The 12,459-nt window shown below is 62.1% G+C and carries 17 protein-coding genes and 1 tRNA gene; 11 read left to right on the forward strand and 7 right to left on the reverse strand.

Going from position 1 to position 12,459, the window contains the following annotated elements; translation table 11 throughout:
* Positions 1–95: 95 nt before the first annotated feature.
* Positions 96–701 carry a hypothetical protein gene (locus MchiMG62_RS12230; RefSeq protein WP_221057199.1) on the forward strand — a complete coding sequence of 202 codons (606 nt, stop codon included), beginning with the start codon at positions 96–98 and terminating at the stop codon, positions 699–701.
* A 240-nt stretch (positions 702–941) separates the two neighbouring features.
* On the opposite strand, the gene MchiMG62_RS12235 is transcribed toward MchiMG62_RS12230, so the two are convergent.
* The 4 genes from MchiMG62_RS12235 to MchiMG62_RS12250 are packed head-to-tail and all read right to left on the reverse strand — an operon-like array spanning position 942 to position 5,011.
* Positions 942–1,670 (reverse strand): MBL fold metallo-hydrolase, encoded by a 729-nt coding sequence (locus tag MchiMG62_RS12235; protein WP_221057200.1) that lies wholly within the window; start codon positions 1,668–1,670, stop codon positions 942–944.
* A 1-nt stretch (position 1,671) separates the two neighbouring features.
* Positions 1,672–2,958, reverse strand: coding sequence for an ATP-binding protein (locus MchiMG62_RS12240; RefSeq protein WP_221057201.1), 1,287 nt, complete (start codon positions 2,956–2,958; stop codon positions 1,672–1,674).
* Positions 2,959–3,002: 44 nt separating this feature from the next.
* On the reverse strand, positions 3,003–3,884 hold the full coding sequence (map, locus tag MchiMG62_RS12245) for a type II methionyl aminopeptidase (RefSeq protein ID WP_221057202.1): 882 nt from the start codon (positions 3,882–3,884) through the stop codon (positions 3,003–3,005).
* Positions 3,881–5,011 (reverse strand): M24 family metallopeptidase, encoded by a 1,131-nt coding sequence (locus MchiMG62_RS12250; protein ID WP_221057203.1) that lies wholly within the window; start codon positions 5,009–5,011, stop codon positions 3,881–3,883. Before MchiMG62_RS12250 ends, map begins: the two co-directional genes overlap by 4 nt.
* 59 nt (positions 5,012–5,070) lie before the next feature.
* Here MchiMG62_RS12250 and MchiMG62_RS12255 point away from each other — a divergent pair, with 59 nt between their 5' ends.
* From MchiMG62_RS12255 to MchiMG62_RS12275, 5 genes are all read left to right on the forward strand, one after another.
* Positions 5,071–5,304 carry a hypothetical protein gene (locus MchiMG62_RS12255; protein WP_074368862.1) on the forward strand — a complete coding sequence of 78 codons (234 nt, stop codon included), beginning with the start codon at positions 5,071–5,073 and terminating at the stop codon, positions 5,302–5,304.
* 34 nt (positions 5,305–5,338) lie between these two features.
* A complete protein-coding gene (locus MchiMG62_RS12260; protein WP_054847492.1) occupies positions 5,339–5,638 on the forward strand; it encodes a hypothetical protein in 300 nt (99 codons plus the stop codon).
* A gap of 39 nt (positions 5,639–5,677) precedes the next feature.
* Positions 5,678–5,750, forward strand: a tRNA-Asn gene (locus MchiMG62_RS12265).
* Between the two features lie 497 nt (positions 5,751–6,247).
* Entirely contained in the window at positions 6,248–6,592 is a 345-nt protein-coding gene (locus MchiMG62_RS12270) for a hypothetical protein (protein ID WP_221057204.1), read from the forward strand.
* 55 nt (positions 6,593–6,647) lie between these two features.
* On the forward strand, positions 6,648–7,055 hold the full coding sequence (locus MchiMG62_RS12275) for a hypothetical protein (protein ID WP_221057205.1): 408 nt from the start codon (positions 6,648–6,650) through the stop codon (positions 7,053–7,055).
* Positions 7,056–7,077: 22 nt separating this feature from the next.
* On the opposite strand, the gene MchiMG62_RS12280 is transcribed toward MchiMG62_RS12275, so the two are convergent.
* Positions 7,078–7,308, reverse strand: a complete 231-nt coding sequence (locus MchiMG62_RS12280) for a hypothetical protein (RefSeq protein ID WP_054847489.1) — start codon at positions 7,306–7,308, stop codon at positions 7,078–7,080.
* A gap of 24 nt (positions 7,309–7,332) precedes the next feature.
* Between MchiMG62_RS12280 and MchiMG62_RS13330 the strand changes: the two genes are divergently transcribed.
* The gene (locus MchiMG62_RS13330; RefSeq protein WP_280636158.1) at positions 7,333–7,467 is read left to right on the forward strand and encodes a hypothetical protein; all 135 of its coding nucleotides are present in this window, start codon (positions 7,333–7,335) and stop codon (positions 7,465–7,467) included.
* 208 nt (positions 7,468–7,675) lie between these two features.
* On the opposite strand, the gene MchiMG62_RS12285 is transcribed toward MchiMG62_RS13330, so the two are convergent.
* Complete coding sequence (locus MchiMG62_RS12285; protein ID WP_054847488.1) at positions 7,676–8,323, reverse strand: DUF3800 domain-containing protein; 648 nt, start codon at positions 8,321–8,323, stop codon at positions 7,676–7,678.
* A gap of 191 nt (positions 8,324–8,514) precedes the next feature.
* Here MchiMG62_RS12285 and MchiMG62_RS12290 point away from each other — a divergent pair, with 191 nt between their 5' ends.
* From MchiMG62_RS12290 to MchiMG62_RS12305, 4 genes are read left to right on the forward strand one after another with little or no spacing between them, the layout of a single operon-like run.
* Entirely contained in the window at positions 8,515–9,030 is a 516-nt protein-coding gene (locus MchiMG62_RS12290) for a hypothetical protein (RefSeq protein WP_221057206.1), read from the forward strand.
* On the forward strand, positions 9,027–10,241 hold the full coding sequence (locus MchiMG62_RS12295) for an ABC transporter substrate-binding protein (protein ID WP_221057207.1): 1,215 nt from the start codon (positions 9,027–9,029) through the stop codon (positions 10,239–10,241). The genes MchiMG62_RS12290 and MchiMG62_RS12295 overlap by 4 nt, the downstream gene beginning before the upstream one ends.
* 11 nt (positions 10,242–10,252) lie before the next feature.
* Entirely contained in the window at positions 10,253–11,305 is a 1,053-nt protein-coding gene (locus tag MchiMG62_RS12300) for a FecCD family ABC transporter permease (protein WP_221057208.1), read from the forward strand.
* On the forward strand, positions 11,305–12,093 hold the full coding sequence (locus tag MchiMG62_RS12305) for an ABC transporter ATP-binding protein (RefSeq protein WP_221057209.1): 789 nt from the start codon (positions 11,305–11,307) through the stop codon (positions 12,091–12,093). The genes MchiMG62_RS12300 and MchiMG62_RS12305 overlap by 1 nt, the downstream gene beginning before the upstream one ends.
* Before the next feature lie 6 nt (positions 12,094–12,099).
* Here the strand turns inward: MchiMG62_RS12305 and MchiMG62_RS12310 are convergent, their stop codons facing one another.
* On the reverse strand, positions 12,100–12,360 hold the full coding sequence (locus MchiMG62_RS12310; protein WP_221057210.1) for a DUF3303 domain-containing protein: 261 nt from the start codon (positions 12,358–12,360) through the stop codon (positions 12,100–12,102).
* Between the last annotated feature and the right edge of the window lie 99 nt (positions 12,361–12,459).

Raw genomic sequence — 12,459 nt, forward strand, 5'->3', positions numbered from 1 at the left:
CAACGTTCCCTACGAGATCATGCGGTATTGCTGGGTCGACATCATTCAGAATCCAACACGAGTACGACTTAACACCTATAATTGATGGTGGCCGGATGAAAGAAACGATTTTCATTTTTTGTGTGTTAACTCTTCTGTTGCTCGGATCAGGCTGTACTGAAAGCATCAATAGGAATTCCCCAGTGGATGAAGGCCCTGCGGTAATTCTGCGTTATGAAAGCGGAAACCTGTCGATCCCCATTGACACCTCGCAGATCGAAGTTATAGATCCGGACAACTCCACGGCGAACGTCACGCCGATCGTTGCCATTCTCCTTGATGATCAGCGAACCGGGATCCTGCTCGAAAATGGATGGAAGATCACAACTGCTTCTAAGAAAACAGACGAACATGACCCGAACCTGGCGTATGTCGACGTGGAATTTGAAAAAGAAGGGTTATCATTCTTCATCAAAGTCGATGAAACGGCGAACAGAACGCTTGAAGGACATTCGGGGGCCAAACTATGGGTTACGGATCGCATCTCAGGCCCTCGTCCCGAAGATTACCACCAGTGGAAAAGGTTTGACGAAAATTCCTCGATGATTTATACCATATTCGACCATAAAACCGATAGAACGGTTATGATCTATAACAAAACAATGATCTTCTATCTTTACCCGTCATATGCGACCATCGATATCGAGGGGCTGAATGATTGAGATGGCAGCCTTGGAAATGTGCCACCCCGGCTTCTCCGGCCCCTTCTGCCGGGTGGTTCAAGTCCGATCCCACGATGTTGCGGTTATCTCAGTGATCTCCGAATACGGGGCCTATTCAAGGGTATGGTCATCAAAGCAAATTACCGGAGGGATATGAAATGAACGGAAAAATGGAACGCAGGCATTCTCCAGCCTGACACGTGCCACGCGCGTCGATGTGAGCTTGACCCTCCCGCCCCCCTACTCCCAGCAGAACGTCTCCATGTCGTACCCGGCGTGCGGCATCCCCGGCGGGACCATGTGACTCATGTGGACGCACCGGTAATCCCTCGCCCCGACGTCGCGGGCGAACCTGACCGCCTCGGCGTAGTTCATGTGTTTGGTGATATTGTAACTCTCGGGAGCGATGGCGTCGACGAAGAGGAGATCGATATCGGTATTTTTGAGGAGATCCATGCTCTTCTCCGGGATATCCTCCCGCGTGTCGGCGGTGTAGGCGATCGTCGCGCCGTCGTGCTCGATAAGGAGCCCGCAGGTGTAGACCGGCGGGTGGTTCACCTCAAAAAACGTGAAGGTCACGCCGAAGAGGCCAAACGGTTCGTAGACCGGGACCGGGTGCTTCTCGAACGGGAGGAAGTGGAGATATCGCGAGCAGTAGTCCATCACCGGCGGCGGCGCGTAGGCCGCCGGCATCTTCTGCACCCGGTAGAACTCCCCGAACCCGATGAAGTGGTCGTAGTGGCCGTGCGACCAGAGGACGGCGTCGATGTGGGGTGAACAGGCCCGGAGGAGCTGCTGGCGGAGATCCGGGGACGACTCGATGAGGATGTGCTTCCCATCCGTCTCGATGAGGAGGGACGTCCGGAGTCTCGACCGCCCCGCCGCGACCATCGCCCGGCAGTTCTCGCAGTCGCACCCCACCTTCGGCGTCCCGATGGCGTCCCCGGTCCCGAGCAGCGTGATCTGCATCTCAGCGCCCGGTCCGGATGACGTTCCTCTCCTCCGCCCGAAGGAGCCCCTGCTCGATGTCCACCGGGTCGACCCGGTGCCGGTCTTCCATCAGCGCCGACATCACCGCCTCTTTCATCATCATCCGCAGATCGGAGCCCGAAAACCCCTCCGTCCGGGCGGCAAGGTCCGCGAAGTCGCAGTCGCACTCGATCGTGGCGGCGACCTTCTCGAGGATCGCCTGCCGCATCGCCTGGTCGGGGAGCGGGAACTCCACCACCTCATCGAACCGCCGCCAGGCCGCCTCGTCGAGGATACGGGGGTGGTTCGTCGCCCCGATGAGGAGGACGCCGTTCTTGACGAAACTGATCTGGTCGATGTTCTTGAGGAGCATGTTCACCGCGCGCTTCATCGCGCCGTGATCGTCGCTGACCCGGGTCTTCGCGACGAAGTCGAACTCGTCGATGAAGAGGATGCAGGGGGTGAGTTTCTTCGCGAGGTCGAAGATCCGGTCGATGTTCTTCGAGGTCTCGCCGAGATACTGGGAGGTGACCATCGCGAGACGGACCTCGAGAACCGGCATGTGGAGTTCCCGCGACATCGCGAGCGCAAGCGAGGTCTTCCCGGTTCCGGGCGGGCCGACGAAGAGGAGCCGGCCGAACTCGTAGATGCCGTGCCGCTTTAAGAAGTCGCGGTGCTCCAGGGCGACGGCGATCTTTTTGATCGTCTCCTCCTGGCGCGGGGTGCAGACCAGTTTTGCAAGCGAGAACTCGACCTCGTCCGGCGCGCTGATGATGATGAGGTCGCGGGCCTCCCGCATCTCCTCGCTCTCTCCGATGATCCGGGAGACTCTCGCCTCCACGTACTCCTTCGTATCCTCGAACCGGCGGTTCTTCACCCGGACATCGCGATACCGGACTTCGATGCCGTCTTTCCCGTCGAAGAAGTACGCGAGAACGGGGTTCTCTCCGACCCTCTCCTTCCCGCCCTTCTTGAGGAACCATCCCGCCGCAGTATCAAGCGAAGGGAGGTTCAGCCGCTGGCCGAACTCATCGTAGCCGACGAACGGGTTTGCGCGAACGGCCTGGCAGGCGGCGTCCGGGGTGCCGAACACCTTCCTGATCGCTCCCTCGCTCACGATCAAGGGCCGCTTCACCTCGGGGTTTCCGCCGCTCCCGGCACCGAAGAAACCCCGGCAGCGCGGGCTAAGGTCGTTGATATCGAGTTCCTCGTTCCGGTTGAATATCTCCGCGGTGAGCAGGAGTTCCATGACGGCGAGGACGTCACGTGTACCAGTGTCGCCGGTCATATCTATGAGCAGACATATTTGCGCGCGGCATCAATAAGCGTAACTCACCGGGTGGTGACCTCGCACCCCTCTTCGGTGACGATCATGGTGTGCTCCGCCTGCGAGACGAACGAGCCCGGGACGTCGTGCAGCATCGGGAAGGGATGAAGAATCCCGTTCCGCACAAGGGTGGAGAGCCCGATCTCGATCTTGTCTCCCGGAACCCAGCGGCGGGAGAAGGGTAACCCCCTGCGCGGCCGGGCGGTCTCAAGGATCCGTTTTGCCGACGGGAGGCGTGCGGGCCGGGCTGCGATCTGCTTGTAGATCTCCACCCTCGACGCCTCGGTGACCTTTCCCGACCCCGTTGTCGCGAAGGGCTCGATTGCAAAGACCATCCCCTCTTCGATGACGGTGCCGCCGTTCATCGCGACGTTCGGGATCATGGGCTTCCCGTGGAGGTCGTAGCGGTCGAGGCCGTGTCCGGTGAGGTTTCCTATCGGTTTGTAGCCGTGCTCCTCGATCGCCGCCTGGATGATCGCCCCGAGTTCCCCGGTGACGACACCCGGCCGGACGGCCCCGATCGCCGCCTCGAGGGCCGCACGGGACGCCTCGACGAGCGGGCCGTGGTCGCCGAGGTCGACGGTCATGGCGGTGTCGGCGATGTAGCCGTCGACATGGATCCCGAGATCGACCTTGACGAGGTCGCCCCGGGAAAATATCCGCTCGTCGCCGGGCATGGCGGTGTCATGCGCCGCGGCCTCGTTGAAGGAGACGTTCAGGGGAAAAGCAAGCAGCGCTCCCTGCTCGGCTACCATATTCTCCGTCTCTTCGACCATATCGAGGAGGGCCGCCCCCTCTTTCACGAGCCCCGCACCCCGGCGGAGCACCTTCCGTGCCAGCGCCCCTGCTTCCCGGTAGGCGTCGTAAACTTCGTCATCCATGATCATAGCGTGAGCTCCTCTCTGTATTGGGTGAACCGGTCAAACCCGGTCTCTGTCACCGCGCCCATATCCTCCAACCGGACGCCGCCGGTTCCGGGGTAGTAGAGCCCCGGCTCGATCGTGACGACGTTTCCGGGGACGAGTTCCCCGCCCTGCGGCCCGAGCGACGGCTCTTCGTGCACCTCGAGCCCGACGCCGTGGCCGAGGCTGTGGGTGAACCCCTGCGTGTTGCTCTCGTAGCCGCGGTCGCGGAAGAACTCGACCGTCGCGCGGTAGAGATCGGCGCCGACGGCACCGGCACGGAGCATCGATACCGCGTGGGATTTTGCGTCCCTGACGGCTTCGTACATCTCCCGGATCGCGGGAGAGGGCTCGCCTTTTACGACCGTCCGGGTCATATCGGCGTGGTATCCGGTCAGTTCGTCCTGCGGGTAGATGTCGATGACGATCGGTTCGTTCTCCCGGAGCGGTCCCACGCCGGGGCTGTGCGGAAGGGCGGTGTCGGGACCGCAGGAGACGATGGTGTCGACCCCGCGGTAGCCGTGGGCGAGGAGGTAGGCGTGCATCTCGGCGCGGACGGTTTCGGAGGTGAGGGGCGCGCCGTCCCGGTAAAGGACGCCCCCTTTCGGGACGGATGACCGGATGAGCGCGATCCCGCGCTCTATCGCGCCCTCGGTGGCCCGCTGGACCGAGCGTATCCGCTCGATCTCCTCCGGCGTCTTGACCGCCCGCATCGCCTCGACCGCCCCCCGCTCATCGAGGACGACCGGCTGGAACGATTCGAGTTCCCGTGCGAGGGCGAGCGGGAAGTTCGCGGGGACGAGGACGGGGCCGCCGGCGAGGTCGGCGAGCATGTGGGCGGTCGCACGCCAGCGCGGCTCTCCGGCCTTGATGTAATCGAGGTAGCCTGCGTGAGCGCGGGTGACGACCGCCGCCGTCGATTCGCGGACGGCACGTTCATGCTCCATCTGCGGAACGACGATCATCCCGCGCTCGCCCGGCTTCTGGACGTAGACCACGGGGTCGGTGGTGCGGAACCGGGTCAGGTAGCGCACGTTGGCATCTATGGACGAGCCGTAGGCCGCGTATGCCGCTGCACCTCTCTCCCGGATAGCCGAATCCAGTCCGTTCATTCTATCAACTCTTCCGCTGAAACCACAAGTACTTTTACCCCAGCGTTCAAGTATGAATAATGGATGAGGCAACCAAACAGGTCTTCAAGGCAAAGTTCGTCATGCTGACGGTCATGCTCAACGTCATCGTCCTCTGCTTCGCCATAGGTGTCTTCGTCCTCTTCCGGTTCGCGCCCGAGGGGACCACCGGCCTTGCGATCGGTCTTCTCCTCCTCGCGGTAGGGGCAATCTTCTCCCTATCGTTCCGGAAGCAGTATGCCCGGACGAAGGTCTGGCTGCACGAACAACCATAATAATAGTGCGCGCGGCACTCGCGCAGGCAAACCCATGCTGACAAAGATCAAATCCGAGATTGAACTCGTCTCAAGGCACCTGGAGGTGATCCGGGCGGTCGTGGAGTACCAGCCCATCGGCATCATGAAACTCGCCGACATCCTGGATCTCCCCTACCACCGGGTCCGCTACTCGCTGCGGATCCTGGAGCAGGAGGGCTACATCCGCGCCTCGCCGGCAGGCGCGGTGGCGACGCCGCTCGCGGACGACCTTCTTTCCACTCTGGACGCCGAAGTCGACGAATTGATCGGTCTTCTTCTGGTTATCCGGAAAGAGAATTCCCGTAACGTTTAATACGATTCAGTCAAGACATTATAGAGCACTTGTTTCAGTGCCGCCATAACTCAGTTGGTAGAGTGGCTGGCTGTTAACCAGCATGTCACAGGTTCGAGTCCTGTTGGCGGCGTACCAACTTTTGCCCTTGTTCTTTCTCAATTCCTCGTTACTCCCCGCAATGGCAGTAAGGGTTATCGACCGAATCGGGATATGCCGCGGCGGGCACGACCCGGGATTGCATGCTGCAACGTCGGCCCCGCACCAGAGCCGTCACTCTTCGACGGTGAATGCCGTTTTGCACCGTTACACATAATCCCGTGCGAGGCGGATCCTGTCCGGCAGGGTCACCTGCTCCAGGGGGATCGGCCCGAGACCAGGACTCTCTCCGGCCGGCGCCCATCTTTCCCGATCTCCTGCTTCGCCGCCGCTTCCAGGCATTCAACGCTGCAATATGGCACGCTTCCGCTTGCGGTTTGCTCCTTCAGCAAGAACTCCCGCCCGCAGTATCCGCAATACGCTGATTTTGGCATCCGAACTCACCTGAAGAGAGAGGAGGCATGTCAGAGGATAAACCTTTCCTCATACTCCGGAAGACCGGCATCTGCCGATCCGACGTGGTTCATTCGAATGCCGACCGATATCATGCTCAGCCGGATAGGCGGCTCTTCGTTCAGGGCCGTCAGCTACTGCGAGGAGCGGGCCTCTCCCTCGCTTGCGCCGGACCGGGGGGCGACACCACGGGCGATGAAACCGGGAAGAGCGACCCCGAAAGGAAACGTTCGTAACCCCCAAAGTCGAGCTCCATGCATCGATGGAGCGATCGAGATGCCGAGGCTGGTACTGATCGATACGGCGACGGGGGCGCGGGTCCGCCACCGTATCAGGAGCTGGAAACAGGCTTTGAAACAGCAGGAATGGTACGAGACGAAACTCGGGCGGCGCGTGCGGATCGAGAAGGTCTTCGAACGGTAGCGCCGCTCCGGGCGCCGGGAAAGAATGATAGCCCCGCCGGGCGTACCTGACAATCATGCACAGCGATGCGGCGGAACCGGTCTCGCTCAGGGACGCTATGGCGGCGGCAGAGGTCTCCCGCCGGGAGAAGAAGAAAAACCCGGCGTTTGCGGCAGGGCTTTCGCTCCTCTTCAACGGCCTCGGGCAGGCCTACAACGGACAGTTCATGAGAGGCGTTCTGGTGCTGCTCGGGAGCCTCTTCGGTCTCTTCATCCTGATCGTTCCGGGCGTGGCGATCTGGGCCTGGGGCGTCTACGATGCCTATCGGACGGCGAAAGGGATGAACGAGGGGCTCGTCCCCTACCGGGAGACGAGTCCGCTCGCGGTCGTCGGGTTCGTGGTCGTCTGGGCGGTGACGATCTTTCTGCTCTCGGCGGCGTCGGCGATGCTGCTCGTCGCGATGGGGTTGCAGGGGATGCTGTAATGAGGCCCTGCATGCAACATTCTCAGCAATGAGACGAAAGGATGAGGAGATCGCCAACCCTGCCCTGCTCGCCGCGGATCTTCGCGAAGCGTCCGTCTGCAGGCTCGGCCTCGCCGACGGAGACCAGCGTGGAACTCGTGCGCTCGGAGAGAGCATGTGATTTCGGGGTCCGGTACATCTCCGTCATCGGCACCGGCACCGCGTCGATTGTAGTGAATCCTGCCGAGAAGAGCCGGATCTGTGGCCTCTTCATGGAGAAGTACGCCGGAGGCGGAGGGTGGTCAACCCCGAGGCGGCGCTCCGTGCGGCGACCGTGATCCGCGTCGACGTGGAGACGCTGACCGGAAAAGTGTCCGGCTATATCGAAGAGGAGGTGAGCCGCCTTCTTGCCGGTGAATCGACGGGTTTGTAAACAGAGAGGAGGCGAACGACCTGTTATTTCCGGAGGAGAGCGATGCCTGCTCAAACGCGCCGGGTTACAGGCACTAGGTTGTCGGCGTTGCGGTTACGTAACGTTTATATCCTCTTCTGCATTGTATGTATATAGTGAGTAAGTCCTTCCCGAAACGGATGAGGCTACCTTGAGGTAGGTGGGACAAAGTAGGGAAGGGTTCACCATTCTACTTCTGGCGACCCTTAAAAAAATCGAGCGCAATTGTCATTTTAGGTTCGATGATAGTATAGTAGATTTCATTGTTTTCCCGATACCGCTGGTGGACTGCACCCGCCGCAAAGTCTGCGGCCTGTATGCAGGGTTCTGTTCGATAATCAACGTGTTCGATGACGAGCTGGTCAAGTGGTGTCGCACAGGGAACGCCATTATCGAACATACGGTACGCGAGATAATCGTCAAAATGGTCACGTTGAAGGCTGTACATCGATTTGTCCATGCAGACGTAAATACATCCTTCGATCGCGTACTGGTTGGCAATCCTGGATATGAGGGACCCGGTGAGATAATTATAGACGATCTGCTGTTTATCCCTCAGCCTGCTGTACACCTGATCCTTCCGGAGCACCGCGTAGGCGATGTCGAGATCACAATCGGCTATGCACTGTAAAATACGATTCTTGATCAGCCCTTTTGTGTTGTTATACTTGAACTCAGGGAGATCCCTGAATGATTTCTTGAGTTTTCTCTGGCGGATCCTTTTAAAACAGCGCCGAATCGTCTGCTCATCCCGGACTATAAGGGCCGCAAGGACAAAATAACGAGACGCCCTTGGTCCAAATCCGAGATCTCCAGATTCATCGACGTATATTTTCACGCAATAAATAATAGAACGTACTCGTCATAAAGACTGCGAGGATTCCGGCATCCTCCCGCCTCGCACCGGTGTGTCCTGCGGTGCGTCTCTCCACCCGGGCCGTCATCCCGATATACTTCTGAAGACCCGATCTTCAGACTTGTTAGCACAATAAGAAACATTCATATTACCTGATCGACAAACGAGAACCCATGATAGGTCTCCCGGCAAACCGTCTTTGCTGCCTCCTTCTTCTGTTTCTCTTCGTCCCGGCCGTGGTCTGCGGCGCACCGGTCACCCGGACGCTCTCGACCGTGGAGCCCGGGGCGGGGGAGGTCTTCACCGTCTCGCTCTCGCTCGACGGCATCGACCTCGGCGGGGTGGTCGAGACGCTACCGGCAGGCTACGCCTTCGCGGGAACCGATCACCCGGATGACCGGGTCGTCGTCCGGGGGCAGAAGATCGGGTTTGCCGTGATGAACGAGACCCGCATAACCTACTCCGTCACCGCCCCCGCCTCCGGGAGCGGGGATATCACCGGGACGTGGGAGGACTTCCTCGGTGAGTCGGACGGGGAGATAGCCGCCTCACACGTCGCGGTGGACGGCATCGAGACGGAGCCGGAGAGCGGCGTGGAGAAACCTGCCGCACAGGAGGCCGCATCGCCGTTCGCGGTTCTTGCAGCGGTTGCCGCCCTCCTCATCGCCGGACGGGGTGGTCGGCGGTGAAGCGGCGGCTCCTCCCCGTCCTCGCGCTCCTCCTGCTCCTCGCCGTCCCGGCATCGGCGGCAGAGGGGATCCCCGGGGACGCCGACGGCGACGGGGTGCTTGCCTCCGGTGAATACGCCTCGGCGGCCCTTGCCTACCTCGATACCGCCTATATGGGCGGTACGGGAGACCTCGACCGGGACGACATCCGCGACGCCGCCTGGGTCTACGCCCGCTGGGACGGAAAGCCCCGCGAGGTCGTCGATTCGTCGGGGCAGACCGTGACGTTCTATCGTCCCCTGCGCCGGGTCGTGACCTTCAGCGGCGAGTCCCTGGAGACCCTCCGCTCGCTCGGGTTCGATATGGACAGGGTCGTCGCCGTCGATAAGTACAGCCACGAGAAGAGCACCTTCTTCCCCGAGTGCCAAAACAAGGCGAACGTCGGGTCGATCTGGTCACCCGACATGGAGAAGGTCATCTCCGTGCAGCCGGACACGGTCTTCCTCTACGCGACGATCAGCACCGCGGCCTGCGACGACATCCAGAAGAGGCTCGAGGCGAGCAGCCCCGGTATCCGGGTGCTGCGGTTCGACTGCTTCAAGCCCGCCACCTACGCGACCGAGATCCGCACCATCGCCTCGATCGTCGACGAGACCGAACGGGGAGAGGAGTTCGCTTCCTTCTACAGCACGACGATGGACCAGATCCGGGACGGCACGGCGGGGATCCCGGACGACGAGAAGGCCCGGGTCTACTTCGAGTACTGGTTCGACTACACGACCGTTGCCGCCAGCGCGGGCTACAACGAAAAGACCGAACTCGCCGGCGGGAAGAACCCCTTCGCCGTCGGGACCGCGGAGTACCCCGTCGTCGACCCCGAGGCGATCATCGTCGCGGACCCCGAGGTCGTCGTCAAACTGGCCGGACAGGGCCTGGCCGTCGGCGGATACGCGGGCCACGCCCCCGAAGCGCTCGATGCGATCCGGTCGGCGCTCGTTGAGCGGCCCGGGTGGTCGAAGATCTCCGCGGTGAAAGACGGCCGCGTCCACGTCATCCACTCCGACATCCTCGGCGGCGCCCAGCACTTCATCGGGACGGCCTACCTCGCGAAGTGGTTCTACCCCGACCGGTTCGCCGACCTCGACCCGCACGCCGTCCACCAGCGTTACCTCACCGGGTTCCAGGGCATCGACTTCGACCTCGCGTCCGAGGGGACGTTCGTCTATCCGTGACCGGTGCAGAGATGGAGCAGAGCATCACCATCCAGACAGGGTATGCCCGGCTGAAGAAAAACCGGGCGCTCTTCATCGGCGGACTCCTCGCCGCCCTCGTCATCCTCATCGGCGTCGCGGTCACGCTCGGGTCGGCCGACTTCACCGTGGCCGAGTCCTACCTCGCGATCCTTGCCGGGCTCTTCCCCGGCACATTCACCGCCCCGGATATGGCCGGGATCATCATCTGGGACTACCGGCTCCACCGGGTGCTCTTCGCGGTCTGTGCCGGGTTCGGGCTCGCGGTGGCGGGGTCGGTCATGCAGGGGATCCTCCGAAACCCGCTCGCGAGCCCCTTCACCCTCGGGATCGCCTCGGCGGCCACCACCGGCGCCTCGATCGCGATCGTCCTCGGCGCCGGGGTCGTCGGAGGGGATTACCTCGTCATCGGCAACGCCTTTCTCTTCGCCCTGCTTGCGGCGCTCGCCATCTACGGGATGGCCCGTTACCGGGGGATCGGTTCCGAGACGATGGTCCTTGCCGGTATCGCCATCATGTACCTCTTCTCCGCGGTGACGTCGCTGCTGCAGTACGTCGGCAGCGCCGAACAGCTCCGTGCGGTGGTCTTCTGGACGTTCGGTTCGGTCGACAAGTCCACCTGGCCCAAACTCGCTATCGTCAGCCTCGTCCTCGCCTGCACCATACCCTACCTCCTCTACCGCTCCTGGGACCTCAACGCCCTCGCGGAAGGAGACGAGGTGGCGGCCGGTCTCGGGGTGCCCGTGGAGCGCTCGATGATCGTCTTCATGATGATCGCCTCCCTGATCACCGCAGTGATCATCTGCTTCACCGGAACGATCGGGTTTATCGGACTCGTCGCCCCGCACATCACCCGGATGGCGATAGGAGGTGACTTCCGCACGCTCCTCCCCGCCTCCGGCCTGGTGGGGGCTCTCCTCCTCCTCGGTGCGGACAGCATCGCGCGGAGCGTCCTTGCGCCGCAGGTCCTCCCCGTCGGTATCGTGACCGCGTTCCTCGGGGTGCCGTTCTTCATCTACCTCTTCATGCACCGGAGGAATGCCTGATGCCCCGGCTCTCGGTCGAAGACCTCTCGTTCTCCTACCGTGACCGCCGGGTGCTCCACGGGATCACCTTCTCGGTCGACGCGGGCGAGGTTCTCGGGCTCGTGGGGCCGAACGGGTGCGGAAAGACGACGCTTATCAGGTGCGTCGACGGGATGCTCACCCCCGGCGGGGGAACAGTGATGCTCGACGGGCGGGAGGTCCGCACGATGCACCGGCGGGAGGTCGCGCAGGCGATGGCCTACGTGCCGCAGTCGGCCGGGAACCGGACCGCGGCGACGGTCTTTGAGACCGTCCTGATGGGAAGGCGGCCCTACCTGAACTGGACGGTGAACAGGGCCGACGAGGAGAAGGTGGTTGCCGCGCTCGATGCCCTCGACCTCGGGGATCTCGCGCTCCGCAAGGTCGGCGAACTCTCCGGCGGGGAACGCCAGCGGGTGATGATCGCCCGGGCGCTCGTGCAGGAGACCGGCGCGATCCTCCTCGACGAACCGACGAGCAACCTGGACGTCTGCCACCAGATGGGGGTCATGGAGGTCCTCCGCGGGCTTGCCGAGGAGAAGGGCCTTTCGATCGTCATCGCGCTCCACGACCTGAACCTCGCCGCCACCTACTGCCACCGCCTCATGGTGATGAAGGCCGGGGGGGTCTACGGCTACGGGGCTCCGGACGAGGTGCTCACCGAGGAGATGCTCAGGGCGGTCTACGGCATCGAAGCGGTGGTGAAACGGGATCTTGCAGCGCCCTACATGGTTCCGGTCAGGTCGGGCAGCCTCCGGGGAGGGGCGTGAGGGCCCCTACCTCCCCAGGTGCTTCAGCGCCTCCTTCGCCTCCATGACCGGGTGCATCTCGGTGTAGCCGAGATCGCCCCAGGGATAACCGGCTTTCAGGAGTGCTACGGAATCCTCCACCTCGACCAGCCGGAAGACCGTGTTGCTGCCGAGATCGAGCCACTCGTTGATGACGATCATCCCGTCAGGGGTCTTCTCCACGGCCCGCATCTCCATGACCTCGCCGGTTCTCCCGGGCTCCCAGGTGAAGATACTCATGAACTGCATGGCAAACCACCCACTCCGTCTCCCGCCCGGCACGCCGGAACGGGCAGGTGACGTCAACGGGCCGCGGGTATAAATACCTGGTGCAGGGCGGGTCGCCCG

Origin of the sequence: Methanoculleus chikugoensis (assembly GCF_019669965.1) — an archaeon.
In the GTDB taxonomy this organism is placed as follows: Archaea; Halobacteriota; Methanomicrobia; order Methanomicrobiales; family Methanoculleaceae; genus Methanoculleus; species Methanoculleus chikugoensis.

Excerpts from the sequence above, each read along its gene's own strand:
- MchiMG62_RS12235 (WP_221057200.1), bottom strand. The coding sequence starts at position 1,670 with ATGCAGATCACGCTGCTCGGGACCGGGGACGCCATCGGGACGCCGAAG.
- MchiMG62_RS12275 (WP_221057205.1), top strand. The coding sequence starts at position 6,648 with ATGCACAGCGATGCGGCGGAACCGGTCTCGCTCAGGGACGCTATGGCG.
- MchiMG62_RS12230 (WP_221057199.1), top strand. The coding sequence starts at position 96 with ATGAAAGAAACGATTTTCATTTTTTGTGTGTTAACTCTTCTGTTGCTC.
- MchiMG62_RS12300 (WP_221057208.1), top strand. The coding sequence starts at position 10,253 with ATGGAGCAGAGCATCACCATCCAGACAGGGTATGCCCGGCTGAAGAAA.
- MchiMG62_RS12270 (WP_221057204.1), top strand. The coding sequence starts at position 6,248 with ATGCCGACCGATATCATGCTCAGCCGGATAGGCGGCTCTTCGTTCAGG.
- MchiMG62_RS12250 (WP_221057203.1), bottom strand. The coding sequence starts at position 5,011 with ATGAACGGACTGGATTCGGCTATCCGGGAGAGAGGTGCAGCGGCATAC.
- MchiMG62_RS12255 (WP_074368862.1), top strand. The coding sequence starts at position 5,071 with ATGGATGAGGCAACCAAACAGGTCTTCAAGGCAAAGTTCGTCATGCTG.
- MchiMG62_RS12240 (WP_221057201.1), bottom strand. The coding sequence starts at position 2,958 with ATGACCGGCGACACTGGTACACGTGACGTCCTCGCCGTCATGGAACTC.
- MchiMG62_RS12260 (WP_054847492.1), top strand. The coding sequence starts at position 5,339 with ATGCTGACAAAGATCAAATCCGAGATTGAACTCGTCTCAAGGCACCTG.
- map (WP_221057202.1), bottom strand. The coding sequence starts at position 3,884 with ATGATCATGGATGACGAAGTTTACGACGCCTACCGGGAAGCAGGGGCG.
- MchiMG62_RS12310 (WP_221057210.1), bottom strand. The coding sequence starts at position 12,360 with ATGCAGTTCATGAGTATCTTCACCTGGGAGCCCGGGAGAACCGGCGAG.
- MchiMG62_RS12280 (WP_054847489.1), bottom strand. The coding sequence starts at position 7,308 with ATGAAGAGGCCACAGATCCGGCTCTTCTCGGCAGGATTCACTACAATC.
- MchiMG62_RS12305 (WP_221057209.1), top strand. The coding sequence starts at position 11,305 with ATGCCCCGGCTCTCGGTCGAAGACCTCTCGTTCTCCTACCGTGACCGC.
- MchiMG62_RS12290 (WP_221057206.1), top strand. The coding sequence starts at position 8,515 with ATGATAGGTCTCCCGGCAAACCGTCTTTGCTGCCTCCTTCTTCTGTTT.